Below are 16965 nucleotides of genomic sequence, written 5' to 3'. Positions count from 1 at the left end.
GGGCCGTCCGTCGTTTAGGGTGGGTGTCGTGGCTGTACTGAGCAATGACGAGTTGATCAACGCGCTGGAGAAGGCGCTCCCGGAGATCGCGGAGGAGCACGCCGAAGGTGCCATCTCGTGGACGCCGTCGGATTGGATCCCCTGGGACCTGGGCCGCAACTTCGCCTTCCTGGGCGGTGACGACTACGTGCCGTCCGATTCCACGCTGCCCGAGACCGCCGCGGCCGGACTCCAGGCGCTGCTGCTCACCAAGGACAATCTGCCCTCGTTCCATCGCGTCCTCGCGATGCACTTCCCCGCGTTCTCCGATTGGCGACAGCTGGTCGGCGTGTGGACCGCCGAGGACAATCGTCACTCGATCGTCCTGCGCGACTACCTGGTGGTGACCCGGGCGGTGGATCCGGTGGAGGCCGAGAACCGTCGTCGCATCCATGTGGTCGCCGGCTGGCGGCAGTCGCCCGAGGCCATCGAGAACCTTGGACCGATGGACGTCCTGGCCCTGCTCGCGGTCCACGAGAACCAGTGCGTCACGTTCATCGAGAAGCTGCTGGGCTACGTCGACGACGAGAACCTGACTCAGATCCTGACCAAGATCCAGACCGACGACGCCGTGCAGGCCGCGACGTTCCAGGCCTTCCTGATGGCGGGCGTGGTAGCGGACCAGGAGTCCACCGTCCTGGCCGTCGACAAGGCGCTCGCCGGGATCGAGCACATCGGTTCCGACATCGCCGACTTCGACGCGCAGCGCGATTTCATCTCGGACTTCGAAGACGTCTCGACCGACGCCGCGATCGCGGCGAAGCTGGCCTCGGAGCTCAAGCTGGAGAGCCTTCAGGAGCTCAGCGCCGAGGCCGAGTCCGCGCGTGCCCGGATTCTCGCGAAGGCTGCCGGGCACTGACTCCCTGCAGGCCCCGGAATCGGGTCCGGGAGATCGTCGTTCCCGGCCCGAGCCGATTCACAGACACCCGCGTCCGTAAGGCGTCGCGCGGCGAACCGCCCCGCACGTCCCGGCGGCGGTCGATCCACCATTGGTGACCGGTCGACGGGCGCGACGCCCGTCGACCGCTGTCGTGGTGCTGAAGTTGCCGCTGATCCGTGGTGTGACGAGAGATCGCTCGGCGTCGTCGTTCGGTAACTCAACCTTCACCGACGCGCCGACTGCGCTTGGCCACTCGGAGATGTGACGCAGCGTACGTTGGGCCTTAACGGGCCGCGGGGAAGCGGTTCGTTCGGGAGGTTCGATTCGTGAACGACACAGGTGTCACGAGAGGGCCGGCCCCGGCTCTCGCCGACTTCGGTTGACCGCCGGCAGGTGGAGATCGAGCAGGCACGAGCCGACCGGCTGCTCAGACAAACTCGTTCCGTGCGGGGCTGCACGGGCGACTAGGAGTCCGACGTGACCGTTCGCACCTACGTCCTCGATACCTCCGTCCTGCTGTCCGACCCGTGGGCGGTGACCCGCTTCGCGGAGCATCACGTAGTGCTCCCGCTGGTCGTCATCAGCGAACTCGAGGGCAAACGCCACCACAGCGAACTCGGCTGGTTCGCGCGTCAGGCACTTCGCCTGCTCGACGACCTGCGAGTCAGACACGAACGTCTCGATCTGCCGATCTCGATCGGCGACGAGGGCGGAACCGTGCAGGTGGAGCTCAACCACACCGACCCGACGGTCCTGCCCGCCGGTTTCCGCAACGACACGAACGACTCGCGGATCCTGGCCTGCGCGCTCAATCTGCGTGCGGAGGGCCGCGACGTCACGCTGGTCTCGAAGGACACCCCGCTGCGCGTCAAGGCGGGCGCGGTCGGCCTCGCCGCCGACGAGTACCACGCCCAGGACGTGGTGGTCTCGGGATGGACCGGAATGGACGAGATCGACGTCGCCGACACGGCGATCGACGCCCTGTTCGCCGACGGGCTGATCGATCTCGACGAGGCGCGGGAACTGCCCTGCCACACGGGCGTGCGGATGGTCGGCAACGGGCAGAGTGCGCTGGGCCGCGTCACCGAGACCAAACAGGTACAGCTCGTCCGCGGCGACCGCGAGGCGTTCGGCCTGCGCGGCCGGTCGGCGGAACAGCGCGTGGCGCTCGACCTGCTGCTCGACGAATCCGTCGGGATCGTCTCCCTGGGCGGCAAGGCCGGCACCGGCAAGTCGGCGCTGGCCCTGTGCGCGGGTCTGGAGGCGGTGCTCGAGCGTCGCACTCAGCGCAAAGTGGTCGTCTTTCGCCCGCTGTACGCGGTCGGCGGTCAGCAACTGGGCTACCTGCCCGGAGGCGAGGCCGAGAAGATGGGGCCGTGGGCGCAGGCCGTCTTCGACACGCTGGAGGGACTGGTGTCGACCGAGGTGGTCGACGAGGTCCTGTCGAGGGGCATGCTCGAGGTTCTGCCGCTGACGCACATCCGCGGACGGTCGCTGCACGATTCCTTCGTGATCGTCGACGAAGCGCAGTCGCTCGAGCGCAACGTGCTGCTCACGGTGCTCTCGCGGCTCGGGTCGGGGTCGCGCGTGGTGCTGACGCACGATGTCGCGCAGCGCGACAACCTGCGCGTCGGCCGCCATGACGGTGTCGCCGCGGTGATCGAGAAGCTCAAGGGCCATCCGCTGTTCGCACACGTGACCCTCACCAGGAGCGAGCGGTCGCCGATCGCAGCGCTGGTGACCGACATGCTGGAGGAGTTCGCGCCGGGCGCCGGGGTGTGACTCCTGGCTCGCGCACAGCATTGACCGATTCGGCGGCTTCCGGCCGAGAAGTTCGGGCGACACGCGTGAGCGGTCAATGCTGTGCGCGCTGCGCCGGACGCATGTGAGTGCCGTTGCGGACGGCCCGGATGATCTTCGCGAGGGTTGCCGTCCATCGGAAGACGATGTCGTCGTAGGTGAAGCGGAGCGTGTGATAGCCGAGGTCGAAGGCGGTCGCGTCGCGCGTCCGGTCGGACTGGAAGTGCGGCCGGTCGCCGTGGATCTCCCAGCCGTCGATCTCGATGATCAGGTAGTCGCCGATGAGGAGGTCGACCCGGCCGACTCCGTCGATCTTCACCTGCGTTCGCACGGGGACGCGGTGAGTGCGCAGTCGTCGGCGAGCCATCGACTCCGGGCCTGACTCGGCGTTCGGATCGCACTCATCGATCAGCAGTCGGACGGACTTCGGAGCGTCGCGGAACAGGTACTCGAGCTCCTCGATGTGCATCAGTCGCAGGTTCAGCACCGAATCGCAAACGACCACAAATCCCTCCGCATCGAGGCAGCGAGCCGCGTGTCGCAGTGCGGTCGGGAGGTCGTCGACTGCGTCGGCCTCCGGAACGGGCCGCCCGAACTGCCTGCAGAACGGTCCTCGAAGGTGCTGCACCGCCCACGAGTTGCCGCGGACGTGGAGCCGGTCGTCGGCGGGAACCCAGACGCCGTGGCGTCTGAGGGCCGACATGCAACTCACTACACCGCCGCGGCGGACCGCGGCGACGTCGTCACTGCGCGCCTCACCGATTCGGTACCAGCCCCGACGGAGCTGTTCGGCGTGGCCGCGCCGGATCAGGTCGTTCAAGCGGGCGCGGCCGATCATCCGTTCGATCTCTCGGTACGGGTACACCCCGGATCTGATCGCGTTCATGCGCAGATGATGCGCACTTCGGGAACTGCGTTCCGGGTTTCCTCCGCGCGGGAGCGCGAGTGTGGATCGATTGCTCCTCGTCTACAGGCGTCAACCTCATGCGCGCCGCAGAATCGACACGGCGAAGTCGGCGTCGTCGTGCCACGGGCGGACGTCCCAGGTCGACAGCCGGAGGTCGAGCGACAGGTCGGTCTCGGTCAGGGCGGCGTCGAAGGTCTCCACCGCCAGTTTCGCCGTATGGAACCCGACGGCGACGAAGCCGTCGGGCAGCAGATGGTCGGACAAGCGCTGCAGCACGACCGCCTCGGTGTTCGGCGCCACGAAGGCCAGCACATTGCCCGCGCAGACGATTGCGTCGAACTGCTCGCGCGTTCCGTCCGGCCGGCGGAGATCGAGTTCGGCGAGATCGGCGACGCGCCAGCGGGGGCCGGGGTAGTCGGTCTGCGCTGCCTCGATGAGCTTCGGATCGACGTCGACGCCGGTGACCCGGTGACCGACGCCGTGCAGGTAGCCGCCGACCCGGCCGGGTCCGCAACCGGCGTCCAGGACCCGCGCCGAGCGGGCGACCATCGCATCGATGAGTCGACCCTCCCCGAACAGATCGTCGCCGTTCGCCGCCATCTCACGGAATCGCTGGATGTACCACTCACTGTGGCCGGGCGCGGTGTCGGTGATCCATCGGGGAGCAGGGGTCATGGCCTCCACCGTAGCCGGAGCCACAGGTCAGCGGCATGGGTGCGGGGCCGGGCCTCGGTGCGGACGCCGTCGGCGAACCCTCCGCAGGCAGCTCACAGAACAGTTGCGGAAAGGTGACGATGGTCTCCAGGTGTGGCAGCCACGAGCGAACGACTGGCACACTGGCATGGTGCTGAAGTTACTGATGAGGCGAATGTTGCAAGTGGGGTTTGCGCTTACTGCGCTCCTCGGAGCACTCGTCGTGGGTGCCGGACAGGCGTCCGCGGTCCCGCAGACCGCGCCGCAGACAGAGTCTCCGCAGACCGGATCCGACAGCATCACGATGTTGATCGACAACCTGCTCAAGGGGATGAAGGAACCGGGTACCCCCGCCGTGCCCGGCGCGCAGGAGACGAGCCAGATGATCGTGGTGACGGCGCCGGTGGCGTCGTCGCAGACCGCGACGCTGACCGCGTTCGAGAAGGATGCGGCAGGTCAGTGGAAGCCGGTCATCGGCCCGACCAAGGCCTTCCTCGGCGAGAAGGGCATGGGCAAGGCGCAGGACAACGTGTACCGGACTCCGGAGGGCACGTTCGGACTCGACCAGGCCTTCGGTCGCCAGGCGAATCCCGGGACCAAGATGCCGTACTTCCAGGCGACCACGCAGGACTGGTGGGACTCCAACGAGAAGTCGCCGACCTACAACACGCACGTCAAGTCGGCCACCAGCCCGGGCGGCGACAGCGAGAACCTGTACAACAGCGGACCGGTGTACGACTACGCGGTCAACATCAACCACAACCCGACCAACACACCGGGCGACGCGTCGGCGATCTTCCTGCACGTGACCAACGGCGAACCGACGCAGGGCTGCGTCGCGATCGACCGCGACAAGATGGTCGAGATCCTCAAGTGGCTCGACCCGGCCAAGAACCCGAAGATCACCATCGGCGTCAACGTCAACGCGCCGAAGGAGGCTCCGGCCGAGCAGAAGATGCCCGGTGCCGATCTCATCGGCGGAGTCCTGGGCAATCTCGCCACGCTGATCCCGAACCTGCTCAGCGGCGCGATGCGCTGACACGCACCCAAGCCACATCGGTTGGACCCGGGGCCGCATGCGACGACGCGTGCGGCCCCGGCGCTTGTCTCGGGGGCACCACAGGCCGGTTCAGCGGGGCCGGATCTGTTCGAAACCCGTGGCGTGCGCGGCGTCGAACCCGTCGATCGCGGCGGTGAACGACTCCACCTGATTGCGGGCCTGATCGGCCACCGGTGTCGACGGATCGAGCACCTCGAGGTACACGCGGTGGCACGACAGCGACTCGACCGCCGCCTCGACGAAGCCCGTCACGTCCACCGCGTGCGTCGGGTGCGGGCCGTTCCAGAACAATCCCGCGGGCGGGTCGGCGAGCTCGTCGTAGGCGTCGACCACCGCCGCCGCGAACTCCATGTGATCGCGCTGATTGGGGAAGCCCGGCGCCCACTCGGGGCCGCCGTACGTCGCCAGGACGACGTCGGGCGACACGCGCTCGATCGCCTCGGTGATCTTCGCGCGCAGCTCCGGAGTGTTGCGCAACTCGCTGTCCGGGAAGCCCCAGAACTCCACCTCGTCGACGCCGACCACGGCGGCCGAGGCGATCTGCTCACCTTCTCGCAGCGGCCCGGCCTCGGCCGCGGCCATCCCCTCGATGCCGACCTCTCCGCTGGTCGCCAGGCCGTAGACCACGCGTCTGCCTTCGGATGTCCAGCGCGCGACGGCCGCGGCCATCCCGTACTCCGGGTCGTCGGGATGTGCGACGAGCACGAGGGCGGTGGACCAGTCCGTGGGAAACGTGGTGAGGCTCATGCGGGTCACGCTACGCGGAACCGGCGATCCCGTCCGGCGGGTGCGCTCAGCCGATCAGTCCGCGCTGACGTGCGACGGCAACCACCTTGCTGCGGCTCGAGACGCCGAGCTTGTCGAAGATGTGCACCAGATGCGACTTGACGGTGGCCTCCGAGATGAACAGACGCTTGGCGATCTCGCGGTTGCTGAGGCCGAGGTCGAGATGCTCTACGATCTCGAGCTCTCGTGCCGTGAGCGCCGGCCTGCTGTCGGTGACGCGGGTCAGCAGCCGCGCCGCCACCGCTGGGCCGAGGACCGTCTCGCCGGCGGCAGCCGACCGGATGGCGCTGATCAGGGTCTCGGGCGCGGCGTCCTTGAGCAGGTAGCCGACGGCACCGGCACTGACCGATCGGACGATGTCGGCATCGGATTCGTAGGTGGTGAGGATCAGCACCTGAGGCGGATCGGCCAGCCGGCGGATCGATTGGGTGGCGTAGACGCCGTCCGCATCGTGCGTCTCGGTCCCGTGCAGGCGCAGATCCATCAGGACGACGTCGAGGGAGAGTTCGCCGGCGAGGGCGATCGCCTCGTCGGCGGTACCGGCCTCGGCCACCACGTCGAGATCGGGGGAGGCGCCCAGGACGGCGCGCAGACCTGCGCGGACCACGGGGTGGTCGTCGACCAGCATGATGCGGATCACGGTTGCCCTCCGATCGGGAGCCGGGCGTGGATCACGGTACCGTCGTCGGGCTCCGATTCGACGCTGACGCTCCCGCCCGCCTCCGACACCCGATTCTGCATGGCGCGCAGGCCGAAGCCCGAGCCGTCGGACCTGCGCGGGGGTCGCCGGCCGGCCGGGAAGCCGACTCCGTCGTCGACGACGTCGAGATGCACCTCGTCGGGCAGATAGGTCAGGGTCACGGTGGCCCGGGTCGCGTGGGCGTGGCGGGCGGCGTTGGTGAGCGCCTCCTGCGCCGTTCTCAGCAGCGTGTTGCGGGTCTCCGGCCGGAGCGCGACGGTGTCGCCGTGCACTCGCAGTTCAGCCGGCAACCCGCTCTGGGAGACCCGATCCACCTCCTCGCGCAGGGCGTCGGTGAGGCCGTCCGGGCGCAGGTCCGGCCCGTCGAGCCCGCGAAGGAAGCGTCGCGACTCGGTGAGCGCCTTCTGTGCGGTGTCGAGCGCGGTGCGGACCTGGACGTCGCGCTGATCGCCCGGGGTCTCATCGTTGGTGGCCGAGCGCAGCAGCAGCACGATGCTCGCCAGGCTCTGCCCGGTGCCGTCGTGGATCTCCCCGCCCAGGCGCTCCCGCTCGGCGAGGATCCCGGCCTGACGTTCCTTGGCGGCCAAAAGTTCTCGGGTTGCGAGGAGATCGGCGACGAGCTCGTCGCGCTCGTCCACCATCGCGATGATCCGACGGAATATCTCAGTCACGGCGACCGCGGTGGCGATGCCGAACGCCGGACCGATGATGCCGCCGACCATCAGCTCGGGACTGTGGAGCAGCGTGGAGCCGATCGACGTCGTCACGATCACCACCTCGGCGACCACCGAGACCGGCGGTTCGAGGAAGTACCAGCACAGCATGGCCAGGACGAAGGCCAGCCAGACGAACCCGGGGGAGAGCAGCACCAGTGCGACCCACAGCAGCGTGAGGATCACCACCCAGATGCCCGTGTCGAGGCCCCGGCCGCGCGTGTGCGACCACACGCCGAGCAGGTACCACCCGCCGACGACGGCGACACCGGCGATCACCGCGGCGGCCCCGCCGAACACGATGGGCGCCGAGCCGGCCAGAGCTTGAGCCATTCCGGCGAGCAGAAGCGCCAGGAACAGGATGTGGCCGCCCCATTCCGCATAGCGCTCGGCCGGTCGATCGTGCGTCATAGCCTCCAGTATCACCGCCCCGCCGCCACCGACCATGGCGTCTACAACTTTCGATGGATGCCCGCGCGCCGCCGGATGGATGCAGATCTGAGGTGCCCAGACGATGTTCCGGCGCCCGATTCCCGACAGGCTGGAAGCACGTTGGTCGAGCGGTTTCGCACCGCTGTTCACAGGAGGACGCATGTATCTGGGATTGCGGGAGTTCCGCGCTGCAGCAGGGCGGTTCGCGCTCGTCGTCGGGGTGGTGACACTGCTCGCGTTCATGGTGGTCGCGCTGTCGGCGCTGACCGAGGGGCTCCGCCAGCAGTCGGTGTCGGCCGTGGAGAAGCTCCCAGGAGCCGCGTTGCTGGTGCAGGAGGACGGCGACAAGCCCGCGCTGCTGTCGGACAGCGAGATCACCCGCACCGCCGGTGAGGGCACCGAACTGGGGGTGGCGACGCTGCGTGCCAGCCATGACGGAGCCAACTCCACTGTCGCGGTGTTCGGCCGCGGCGACGTTCACGAGGTGGCGGTGTCGCCGGACATCGCGAAGACGCTGGGCGTGGTCCCCGGCGGCTCGATCCAGCTCGGATCCACGACGGTGCGGGTCGACCGCGTGGCCGACGTCGGTCAGTACGCCCATCAGCAGGTGATCTCCATGCCGGTCGGCGAATGGCGCGAGGTGACGCACCGCGATTCGGTGAACGCACTGATCGTCGACTCCGACAGTGCGGCTCCGGCGGGCCTGGTCCGGGTGGCGCGCGCCGATCTGCCCGACCTGGTCCCGGGCTTCTCATCCGAACACATGTCGCTGCTGTTGATCCAGGGGCTGCTCGTGGTGATCTCGGCGGTCGTCGTCTGCGGATTCTTCGCCGTGTGGACCGGTCAGCGCATCGGCTCGCTCGCGGTGGTCCGGGCGATGGGCGCGGGACGCTGGTACCTGCTGCGCGACGGCCTCGCCCAAGCCGGTTCGGTCCTGGTGGTCGGCCTGGCACTCGGCGCGGCACTGGCGGTCGGTTTCGCCTCGCTGCTGTCGGGCAAGGCGCCGGTGGTCGTCGACCCGGCGGCCGGGGCGACGGTCCTCGCAGGCATGGCCGTCCTGGGACTGGTGGGCGCGGCGCTGGCGCTGCGGCCCCTGGTGAAGGTGGACCCGCTGGTCGCCCTCAACCGCTGATACTTCTCCGATCCGACCGATGACTACTGATGGGAACTGACATGGGATCTGCAACTGACACGGGATTGACACTCACCGACATCGAGCTGACCTACCCCGACGGAGACAGCGTGGTGCGCGCGGTGCGCGGGGTGAGCCTGCACGTGGAGCCGGGCACCACCGTCGCGCTCACCGGCCCCTCCGGATGCGGGAAGTCGAGCGTGCTCGCGGTGGCCGGCGCACTGATCCGGCCCGACTCGGGGACGGTGCGGATCGGCGACCAATGCCTCGACGGCCTCGACGCGGAGGCGCTGGCCCGCGTCCGGCGCGAACGGATCGGACTGATCTTCCAGAACGACAACCTGGTACCCGGACTCACCGCCGAGGAACAACTGCTGCTCGCGGCGCATGTGGCCGGTCGCCGGCCGTCGCGGCACCGCGCCCAGGCCCGCGAACTCCTCTCGGCCGTCGGGCTCGACGGAGCGTTCGGACGCCGGCCCGGACAGCTCTCGGGCGGAATGCGGCAGCGGGTCAACATCGCCCGGGCGCTGATGAACGGACCGCAGGTGCTGCTGATCGACGAACCCACCTCCGCGCTCGACTCGACACGGGGAACGCAGATCGTCGAACTGCTCACCGAACTGGCGCGAGACCGCGGCATCGCCTCCCTGCTGGTGACGCACGATCTGCAGACGGTGACCGGGGTGGACGGAGTGCTGGAGATGAAGGACGGCGCCCTGCTGGCCGGTGTCGGGGTCTGACACCGCTGCCGTTCCCCACCGAACGCACCGATGCCCCTCGGTGCGAGGCCGGGGTCAGTCGATCGCGGGGGTCGATCGCGGGGATCAGATGTCCAGGCGCGCGTACTCGCGCAGCTTGGACGTCTGGTGGACCGCCTCGATGGTCCGGATGGTGCCCGACTTGGAGCGCATGACCAGCGAGCGGGTGGTGGCCCCGTTGGGACGGTAGGTGACGCCGCGGAGCATGTCGCCGTTGGTGACGCCGGTCGCGCAGAAGAAGGAGTTCTCTCCGCGCACCAGGATGTCGTTGGTCAGGACCATGTCCGGGTCCAGGCCCGCGTCGACGGCCTTCTGGCGTTCGGCGTCGTCCTTGGGCCACAGCTTGCCCTGGATCTCGCCGCCCATGCACTTCATCGCGACGGCACTGATGATGCCTTCGGGGGTGCCGCCGATGCCCATGAGCATGTCGACGGTGCTGTAATCGCCGGCGGCGGCGATGGCGCCGGCCACGTCGCCGTCGGAGATCAGCCGGATCTTGGCGCCGGCCTCACGGATCTCGTGGATCAGCTCGGCGTGGCGGGGACGGTCGAGGACGACGACGGTCAGGTCGGCGACGTCGATGCCCTTGGCCGCGGCGACCGAATTGATGTTCCACTCGGTGGACTGGTTGATGTCGATCGCGCCCTTGGCGGCCGGGCCGACGGCGATCTTGTTCATGTAGAACACCGCCGACGGGTCGTACATGGTGCCGCGTTCGGAGACCGCGATGACGGCGATCGAGTTCGGACGTCCCTCGGCCATCAGCGTGGTGCCGTCGATCGGGTCGACGGCGACGTCCACCTCGGGGCCCTCGCCGTTGCCGACGATCTCGCCGTTGTACAGCATCGGGGCCTCATCCTTCTCGCCCTCGCCGATCACGACGGTTCCGCGCATCGACACGGTGGAGAGGAGTTCGCGCATCGCGTCGACCGCGGCGCCGTCGCCGGAGTTCTTGTCGCCACGCCCGACCCACCGACCAGCGGCCAGCGCCGCGGCCTCGGTGACACGGACCAGTTCCATGGCCAGGTTGCGGTCGGGTGCTTGCTTGGTCATGCGGACTCCACTTTCGTTGCGAACCTTGATGAGGTCTAGACCTCGATTCTTTCATGGCCGGGACCGGCGATTGGCTGGGGGCGGCGCCCGACTGCGATAATCGAAGCCATGGCCCAGAAACCCCGGATCCTGCAAGACGGACGAGACCTCGTCTGGTCGCTCATCCCGCTGCTGGTGATCGCACTGATCGTGGCCGGGGTCAGCGGCAGTTGCTCCTGGGGCTTCGGCAACTCGGCGACCGAGCAGAAGATTCCCAGTTTCAACGTCAGTGCAGGTCTGCACGCCGATGCGGAGTCGATGCCGTTCCCGATCCGGGAGCCGAAACTGCCCGCGAACTGGAAGGCCAATTCGGGTTCGACTCAGGAGATCGGCGCCACTCTCTCCAGCAACGTCGGCTGGATCACCCCCAACGGCGTCTACATCCAGCTGACGCAGACGGCCGCGACCGAGGAGCAGCTGGTTCCGAAGCTGCTCGGCGACGGCGCGAGTGGCGGTGGCGTGCGCGAGATCTCGGGCCAGCGCTGGGTCACCTACTCCGGCGACGATCACCGCAAGGCATGGATCGCCGACATGGGCGACGTGCGAGTGGGCGTGGTGAGCCGCGGCGCGGACTCCGACATGCAGACCCTCGCGAAGGCGGTCACCGAGGCCGAACCGCTGCCGTCCAAGCGTCCCTGACCCGAGCCGGTCGCCGGATCGGCCACCGGGCCTGCGGGGAAGTTAATCTTCCAGTCCTCGTCCGCCAGCCCTCGTCCCTCAGTCCTCGTCGTCGTTCTCGGCGTCGTCGTTCAGTGCGGCCTCGATCCGTGATCGAGCTCCCTCGAGGTGCTCGGTGCAACGCTTGGCCAGCGCCTCGCCGCGCTCCCAGAGCGCTAGCGACTCGTCGAGACCCAGTCCACCCCGCTCGAGTGCGGTGACCACCTCCGACAATTCGTCACGAGCCTGCTCGTAGTCGAGTTCGGCGACGGGCGTGAAATCGGCTCCGGGATCGGTCACTGTCGGCTCTCCTTCGTGGTCGGCGAGATCACTGCCGCGGCCGATCCGTCGGCGACGCGGATGCGCACGGCGGCTCCGGCCGGCAGGTCGTCCACCGAGCGGACCGCGTGCGGCTGGTCGGAGTCGGTGCGCTGCACCACGGCGTATCCGCGGGCGAGCGTCTGCGCTGGCCCGAGGGTCGACAGCTGCGATGCGAGACGTTCGGTGCGATGCTCCTCGACAGTCACCAGGTGCCGGACACTGCGGCGGATGTCGCGTACCGCGCCGTCGACACGGTCCTGCCGGTCGTCGACCATGCGCAGCGGGTTCGCGAGCACGGGCCGGGCCCGGAGCCCCTCGACCACCCGTTCCTCCCGGTGCACCCAGTTGCGCAGCGCGTGGGCACTGCGCCGGCGCAACTCGGCGATTCCCTGCAGTTCGGCCGAGACGTCCGGCACCACACGCTTGGCGGCATCGGTCGGCGTCGCGGCGCGGACGTCGGCCACCAGGTCGAGCAGCGGACTGTCGGGTTCGTGGCCGATGGCGCTCACCACGGGGGTCCGGCAGGCGGAGACGGCGCGCAGCAGCGTCTCGTCGGAGAAGGGGAGCAGGTCCTCGACGCTGCCGCCCCCGCGCGCGATGACGATGACCTGGACGTGCGGTGCGGCGTCCAGCGCCGCGAGATGCTCGACGATCGCAGGCACCGCGGTCGGTCCCTGCACGGGCGAATCCCGGACCTCGAACCGCACCGCGTCCCACCGGGCGGTCGCGACGGCGATCACATCGCGCTGTGCGGCACTGGCGCGACCGGTGATCAGTCCGATCGTGTGGGGGAGGAACGGCAGCGGCCTCTTCCGGCGGGCGTCGAAGAGCCCCTCGGCGGCGAGCAGGGCCCTGACGCGTTCGATCCGGGCGAGGAGTTCGCCGATGCCGACCGGCCGGATGTCGGTGATCCGCAGCGACAGAGTGCCCCGGCCGGTGTAGAAGTTGGGCCGGCCGTACACCACCACCCGGGCGCCCTCGGTGAGCGGCACCGGACTCCGCTGAAGCAGACCCGGGTCGCAGGTCACCGAGATCGAGATGTCGGCGGCGGGATCGCGCAACGTCAGAAAAGCGGTGCGCGTGCCGCGGCGCAGGCTCAGCTGGGTGATCTGACCTTCCACCCACACCTGCCCGAGCCGGTGGATCCAGTCCGCGATCTTGAAACTGAGCGTGCGCACCGGCCACGGATTCTCGGCGGTGTTCCCCTGCTCGGGCGTCATCGCGGAACCCCGGTGCAGAGCCGGGCCGGGCCGATCACTGCGCCGGTTGTCACTGCGCCGGTTGTCACTGCGCGGTTGCTCACTGCGCGGATTCGGCCTTCTTCTGCTGGCTGACGATGCGGTTGTCGAGCATCGTGACGAAGGGCGTGCGATTGCGGTTCGCCTTCTCGAACTCGAGGATCTCGGTGAGTTCCTCGGTGCCGAGCCCGCGGACCTTGGCGCGCAGCTGGGCCAGCGTCAGCGTCGGGTAGTCGAGGGCGGCGACGGCGGCCGGGAGATGCTCCGGCGACGCTGCGGCATCCGGCGTCGTAGAGGTGGGGCCCGCGGCCACGTCGGCCGGAGCCGAGCTGTAGAGCGCGAAACGTCCGGCGTTGGCCGGGGGCGCGGCGCTGTCGGCGGCGGACTCGTCGGGGCTCGCAGCGGAGGCCTCGGCGGCGCTCGTCTCAGCGTGGTTTGTCGCGGAGTTCATCTCAGGGGCGCGGGCCGGGGCTTGCGGAACAGTGGCCGGCGCGTCGGCACGCAGCGGCCGGCTCGCCGCCTCCGCGTCGTCGTCTTCGTCGAACCGCGCCCACTCGGGCTGTTCCTGAGACTTGTCGCACAGCGGCGCGAGCAGCTCGTCGCCCTTGATGGCGAGCTCGGCGATGTTCTGCTGAAGTCGCATGCCGGCCTGCAGACTCCGGCTCACCGCACCCATCGGCAGAGTGATGACTCGCGTCGGCAGTTTGCGGGTTTCCTCGATGGTGGTGGCGACCAGACCGGCGACCACGCGGGCAGCGTATGGAGGACGACTCATGTACTAACTCTCTCACAGCCGTACCCTGGAGTTCATGGCTGATAGTAAGCGCGTCCTTCTCGCGTCGCCCCGTGGATATTGTGCAGGCGTCGACCGGGCCGTGGAGACTGTCGAGCGGACCCTCGACAAGCACGGTGCGCCGGTGTATGTCCGCAAGGAGATCGTGCACAACCGGCATGTGGTCGACACGCTGACCGAGCGTGGCGCGATCTTCGTCGACGAGACCGACGAAGTGCCCGAGGGTGCGATCGTGGTCTTCTCCGCCCACGGAGTCTCTCCCGAGGTGCACCAGAGCGCTGCGCAGCGCAGCCTCAAGACCATCGACGCGACGTGCCCGCTGGTCACCAAGGTGCATCAGGAGGCGAAGCGGTTCGCGCGCGACGATTACGACATCGTGCTGATCGGCCACGAGGGCCACGAGGAGGTCGAGGGCACCGCCGGCGAGGCCCCGCAGCACATCCAGGTGGTCGACGGACCCGACGCCGTCGACGACGTGCAGGTGCGCGACGAGTCGCGGGTGATCTGGCTGTCGCAGACCACGCTGTCGGTGGACGAGACGATGGAGACGGTGTCCCGGCTCCGGGAACGGTTCCCGCTGCTGAACGACCCGCCGTCGGACGATATCTGCTACGCCACCCAGAACCGCCAGGTAGCTGTCAAGGCGATGGCGCCGCGGTGCGAGCTGGTGATCGTGGTCGGTTCGCAGAACTCGTCCAATTCGCAGCGGCTGGTGGAGGTGGCGCTGCAGAACGGCGCCGAGGCGTCTTACCTGGTGGACTACGCCCGCGACATCGACCTGGCCTGGCTCGACGGCGTCACCACGGTCGGCGTCACCTCGGGTGCCTCGGTCCCGGAGGTCCTCGTCCGCGGGGTGGTGGATCTGCTCGCCGAGCACGGCTACGCGGACGTCGAGACCGTGACCACCGCCGAGGAGACGCTCACCTTCGCGTTGCCGCGCGAACTGCGGCCCGCCCGCAATCCCCGCTGACCGCGGCGCCCATCGCCTCGGCAGCGATCATCGGCGGCGGCGCAGCAGGCGTCCGCCCACGACGGCGACAGCCGCGAAACCCGCACCCGCGAGGATGACGCCCGCACCGGAGCCCGACTCGGGCTCATCGTCGGGGAGAGCCAACGGCCGCAGACCCGGAGCGGCGCGCACCTCGGGGTCGTCGGTGAGTGCGGCGAGCGGATCGATCACCCCGCTGCCGACGGCGTCGTCCCGGCCGCCGCCGTGCGCCGTGTCGACGATGCGGTCGATCACCTCAGCGGCCGACAGTCGCGGGTACCGGGACCGGATCAGCGCCGCCAGGCCCGACACGTACGGCGCCGCGTAGCTGGTGCCGGCGAGCGGGGCCACCCCGTCGCCGGTGCGCAGGCCGCCGGCGAGCCGCGGGCCGCCCGAGCCCGGCATCACGCTGACCACATCGGTGCCCGGCGCCGCCACGCTCACCCACGGCCCGCGCAGGCTGAAGTCCGCCGCTGCGCCGTCGGCGGCCGCGACGGCGCCCACCGTCAGCACCAGCGGCGCGAATCGCGCCGGGGTGACGGCCGTGCGCAGTCGCGCCCACGCCTGCTCGACCGAGGCCGCACCCGACGGGTTCTGCTCCCGACACGCCGTGGTCTCGGTCAGGTTCCCGGCTGCCACGACCACCACCACGTCCCGCTCACGCGCGTAGGCCAGCGCGGTCCCGACGAGACCGTCATCGAGCGGACCGGCGGCGGGTGCGCATGCCACCTCTGAGATGTTGATCACCCGTGCACCCAGGTCGACGGCCCGTACCACCGACCGCGCGAGAGTGGTGAGCGGGCCGTATCCGGCTCCCACCACGGCGTCGTCGGCTCCGCTGCCCCGGGCGCTGAACGCTCCGCTCGACTGCCGAATCGAGATGATGGTCGCCTCGGGCGCCACACCGACGAAGTCGTCGTCGGCGGAGGGCTGTGCTGCGATGATGCCCGCGACCAGCGTTCCGTGGGCGTCGCAGTCCGACAGTCCGTCGCCGGTCCCGACGTAGTCGCCGCCGGCGACGAGGCGCGGCAGCCTGGTGTGCGGGCTCACACCCGTGTCGATGACCGCCACGGACACGCCGGCGCCGCGACTGAACCGATGGGCCGCTGCCACGTCGAGCAGTCGGTGGCCCGCGGGTTCGCCTGCGGTGTCCGCGTCGGCGGTGGTCGCGCAGCGGGCGCGCTGCTCGGTCGGCTCGGGCGGGCCCAGCGGTGCGGCCGAGACCGTCGCCCGGGCGATCACCGGCGCCGGGACCGCCACGGCGGCACCCGCGCCGGAGAACCAGACGACCGCCGCGACCGCCGTGATCGCGCCGATCCGCCGGATCACAGGGTCCGGACCGCCTGATAGACGTCCAGGACCCAGAGCAGCAGCGGAATCACCGCGGTCAGCGCGGCGTATTCGGCGATCTCGACGGCGCGCACGGCGGGCGGAGAGTAGTCGCGGCCGGATGCGACCGTGCCCAGCAGCAGAGCGCCGACCGCCCAGCCGATCGTCCCCGCGAACACCCAGACCGGTTCCGGGCCGGACCCCGCGACGGCGGCGAGCGCGGCGACGACTCCGATGATCCCGGCCGCCCCGACCAGCAGAGCCGACTGCAGCCGGTCGGCGTGCGTCCGGCCGCGGGCGGCGAGTGCCACCACGATGCACGCGCAGTAGCCCAGCGCCACCGGCGATCCGCCCGCCGCAGCGGCGACGGCCGCGGTCGCGACCCCGGTGACCAGGACGGCACCGGCGAGTGCGCCCGTCAGAATCGATGCGGTCACGGCGGCGCGGCGCGCGAGCGCGTCGAGGTCGCCCAGCGCGAGGTCGGCGATTGCGCCGAGCGGATCGCGGGTCGAGAGCCGGACCGCGTCCACGCCGTCGACCACCGCGGGATCGGTCCCGTCGGGTGCCGCCGGCGCAGTGTTCGGCACCGACGGCAACGGCAGACGTCCGGCGGCGATCGCGATTCGCGGCGCGCAGAGCACCAGGCC

General features: G+C 69.7%; 18 protein-coding genes. 7 read left to right on the top strand and 11 right to left on the bottom strand.

Annotated elements, in window-relative coordinates; genetic code table 11:
• The first annotated feature begins 28 nt into the window (after positions 1–28).
• Entirely contained in the window at positions 29–898 is an 870-nt protein-coding gene (locus tag GSI01S_RS17825; protein WP_006898035.1) for an acyl-ACP desaturase, read from the top strand.
• A 498-nt stretch (positions 899–1396) separates the two neighbouring features.
• Positions 1397–2701 (top strand): RNA 5'-3' helicase PhoH2, encoded by a 1305-nt coding sequence (phoH2, locus tag GSI01S_RS17820; protein ID WP_006898034.1) that lies wholly within the window; start codon positions 1397–1399, stop codon positions 2699–2701.
• Positions 2702–2774: 73 nt separating this feature from the next.
• Here phoH2 and GSI01S_RS17815 read toward each other — a convergent pair whose 3' ends face one another.
• Both GSI01S_RS17815 and GSI01S_RS17810 read right to left on the bottom strand, forming a co-directional pair.
• The gene (locus GSI01S_RS17815; protein ID WP_039868091.1) at positions 2775–3605 is read right to left on the bottom strand and encodes a PDDEXK family nuclease; all 831 of its coding nucleotides are present in this window, start codon (positions 3603–3605) and stop codon (positions 2775–2777) included.
• A gap of 96 nt (positions 3606–3701) precedes the next feature.
• Entirely contained in the window at positions 3702–4301 is a 600-nt protein-coding gene (locus tag GSI01S_RS17810; protein ID WP_006898032.1) for a class I SAM-dependent methyltransferase, read from the bottom strand.
• A 193-nt stretch (positions 4302–4494) separates the two neighbouring features.
• On the opposite strand from GSI01S_RS17810, the gene GSI01S_RS17805 reads away from it, so the two are divergent.
• Positions 4495–5358, top strand: coding sequence for a L,D-transpeptidase family protein (locus tag GSI01S_RS17805; RefSeq protein ID WP_006898031.1), 864 nt, complete (start codon positions 4495–4497; stop codon positions 5356–5358).
• 90 nt (positions 5359–5448) lie between these two features.
• Here the strand turns inward: GSI01S_RS17805 and GSI01S_RS17800 are convergent, their stop codons facing one another.
• Genes GSI01S_RS17800 through GSI01S_RS17790 form a run of 3 tightly spaced genes read right to left on the bottom strand, consistent with a single transcriptional unit; the run spans position 5449 to position 7989 of the window.
• Entirely contained in the window at positions 5449–6126 is a 678-nt protein-coding gene (locus GSI01S_RS17800; protein WP_006898030.1) for a PIG-L deacetylase family protein, read from the bottom strand.
• 46 nt (positions 6127–6172) lie between these two features.
• Positions 6173–6805 carry a response regulator gene (locus tag GSI01S_RS17795; RefSeq protein ID WP_006898029.1) on the bottom strand — a complete coding sequence of 211 codons (633 nt, stop codon included), beginning with the start codon at positions 6803–6805 and terminating at the stop codon, positions 6173–6175.
• On the bottom strand, positions 6802–7989 hold the full coding sequence (locus tag GSI01S_RS17790) for a sensor histidine kinase (RefSeq protein WP_039868099.1): 1188 nt from the start codon (positions 7987–7989) through the stop codon (positions 6802–6804). Before GSI01S_RS17790 ends, GSI01S_RS17795 begins: the two co-directional genes overlap by 4 nt.
• A 181-nt stretch (positions 7990–8170) precedes the next feature.
• Here GSI01S_RS17790 and GSI01S_RS17785 point away from each other — a divergent pair, with 181 nt between their 5' ends.
• Entirely contained in the window at positions 8171–9142 is a 972-nt protein-coding gene (locus tag GSI01S_RS17785; protein ID WP_006898027.1) for an ABC transporter permease, read from the top strand.
• A gap of 41 nt (positions 9143–9183) precedes the next feature.
• Positions 9184–9882: an ABC transporter ATP-binding protein gene (locus tag GSI01S_RS17780; RefSeq protein ID WP_039868088.1), complete on the top strand. Its 699-nt coding sequence runs from the start codon at positions 9184–9186 to the stop codon at positions 9880–9882.
• 84 nt (positions 9883–9966) lie between these two features.
• On the opposite strand, the gene glpX is transcribed toward GSI01S_RS17780, so the two are convergent.
• Positions 9967–10953, bottom strand: a complete 987-nt coding sequence (glpX, locus tag GSI01S_RS17775; RefSeq protein WP_006898025.1) for a class II fructose-bisphosphatase — start codon at positions 10951–10953, stop codon at positions 9967–9969.
• A 108-nt stretch (positions 10954–11061) separates the two neighbouring features.
• Here glpX and GSI01S_RS17770 point away from each other — a divergent pair, with 108 nt between their 5' ends.
• Complete coding sequence (locus GSI01S_RS17770; RefSeq protein ID WP_006898024.1) at positions 11062–11631, top strand: DUF4245 domain-containing protein; 570 nt, start codon at positions 11062–11064, stop codon at positions 11629–11631.
• A 78-nt stretch (positions 11632–11709) separates the two neighbouring features.
• Here GSI01S_RS17770 and GSI01S_RS17765 read toward each other — a convergent pair whose 3' ends face one another.
• The 3 genes from GSI01S_RS17765 to GSI01S_RS17755 all read right to left on the bottom strand — a co-directional run bounded on the left by GSI01S_RS17765 (position 11710) and on the right by GSI01S_RS17755 (position 13983).
• Positions 11710–11949 carry an exodeoxyribonuclease VII small subunit gene (locus tag GSI01S_RS17765; protein ID WP_006898023.1) on the bottom strand — a complete coding sequence of 80 codons (240 nt, stop codon included), beginning with the start codon at positions 11947–11949 and terminating at the stop codon, positions 11710–11712.
• Positions 11946–13190, bottom strand: coding sequence for an exodeoxyribonuclease VII large subunit (gene xseA / locus GSI01S_RS17760; protein WP_006898022.1), 1245 nt, complete (start codon positions 13188–13190; stop codon positions 11946–11948). The genes GSI01S_RS17765 and xseA overlap by 4 nt, the downstream gene beginning before the upstream one ends.
• A gap of 79 nt (positions 13191–13269) precedes the next feature.
• The gene (locus tag GSI01S_RS17755; protein ID WP_006898021.1) at positions 13270–13983 is read right to left on the bottom strand and encodes a lipid droplet-associated protein; all 714 of its coding nucleotides are present in this window, start codon (positions 13981–13983) and stop codon (positions 13270–13272) included.
• A gap of 34 nt (positions 13984–14017) precedes the next feature.
• On the opposite strand from GSI01S_RS17755, the gene GSI01S_RS17750 reads away from it, so the two are divergent.
• Positions 14018–14971 carry a 4-hydroxy-3-methylbut-2-enyl diphosphate reductase gene (locus GSI01S_RS17750; protein WP_081598154.1) on the top strand — a complete coding sequence of 318 codons (954 nt, stop codon included), beginning with the start codon at positions 14018–14020 and terminating at the stop codon, positions 14969–14971.
• 27 nt (positions 14972–14998) lie between these two features.
• On the opposite strand, the gene mycP is transcribed toward GSI01S_RS17750, so the two are convergent.
• Together mycP and eccD are read right to left on the bottom strand one after the other, a co-directional pair.
• Complete coding sequence (mycP, locus tag GSI01S_RS17745; RefSeq protein WP_006898019.1) at positions 14999–16318, bottom strand: type VII secretion-associated serine protease mycosin; 1320 nt, start codon at positions 16316–16318, stop codon at positions 14999–15001.
• A partial coding sequence (gene eccD / locus GSI01S_RS17740) for a type VII secretion integral membrane protein EccD (RefSeq protein ID WP_006898018.1) occupies positions 16315–16965 on the bottom strand: 651 nt, incomplete at its 5' end. The genes mycP and eccD, both read right to left, overlap by 4 nt.

It is taken from the genome of Gordonia sihwensis NBRC 108236 (assembly GCF_000333035.1).
Lineage (GTDB): Bacteria > Actinomycetota > Actinomycetes > Mycobacteriales > Mycobacteriaceae > Gordonia > Gordonia sihwensis.
Note: the sequence above shows the minus strand (reverse complement) of the source record. Positions and strands in the feature narration are given on the sequence as shown.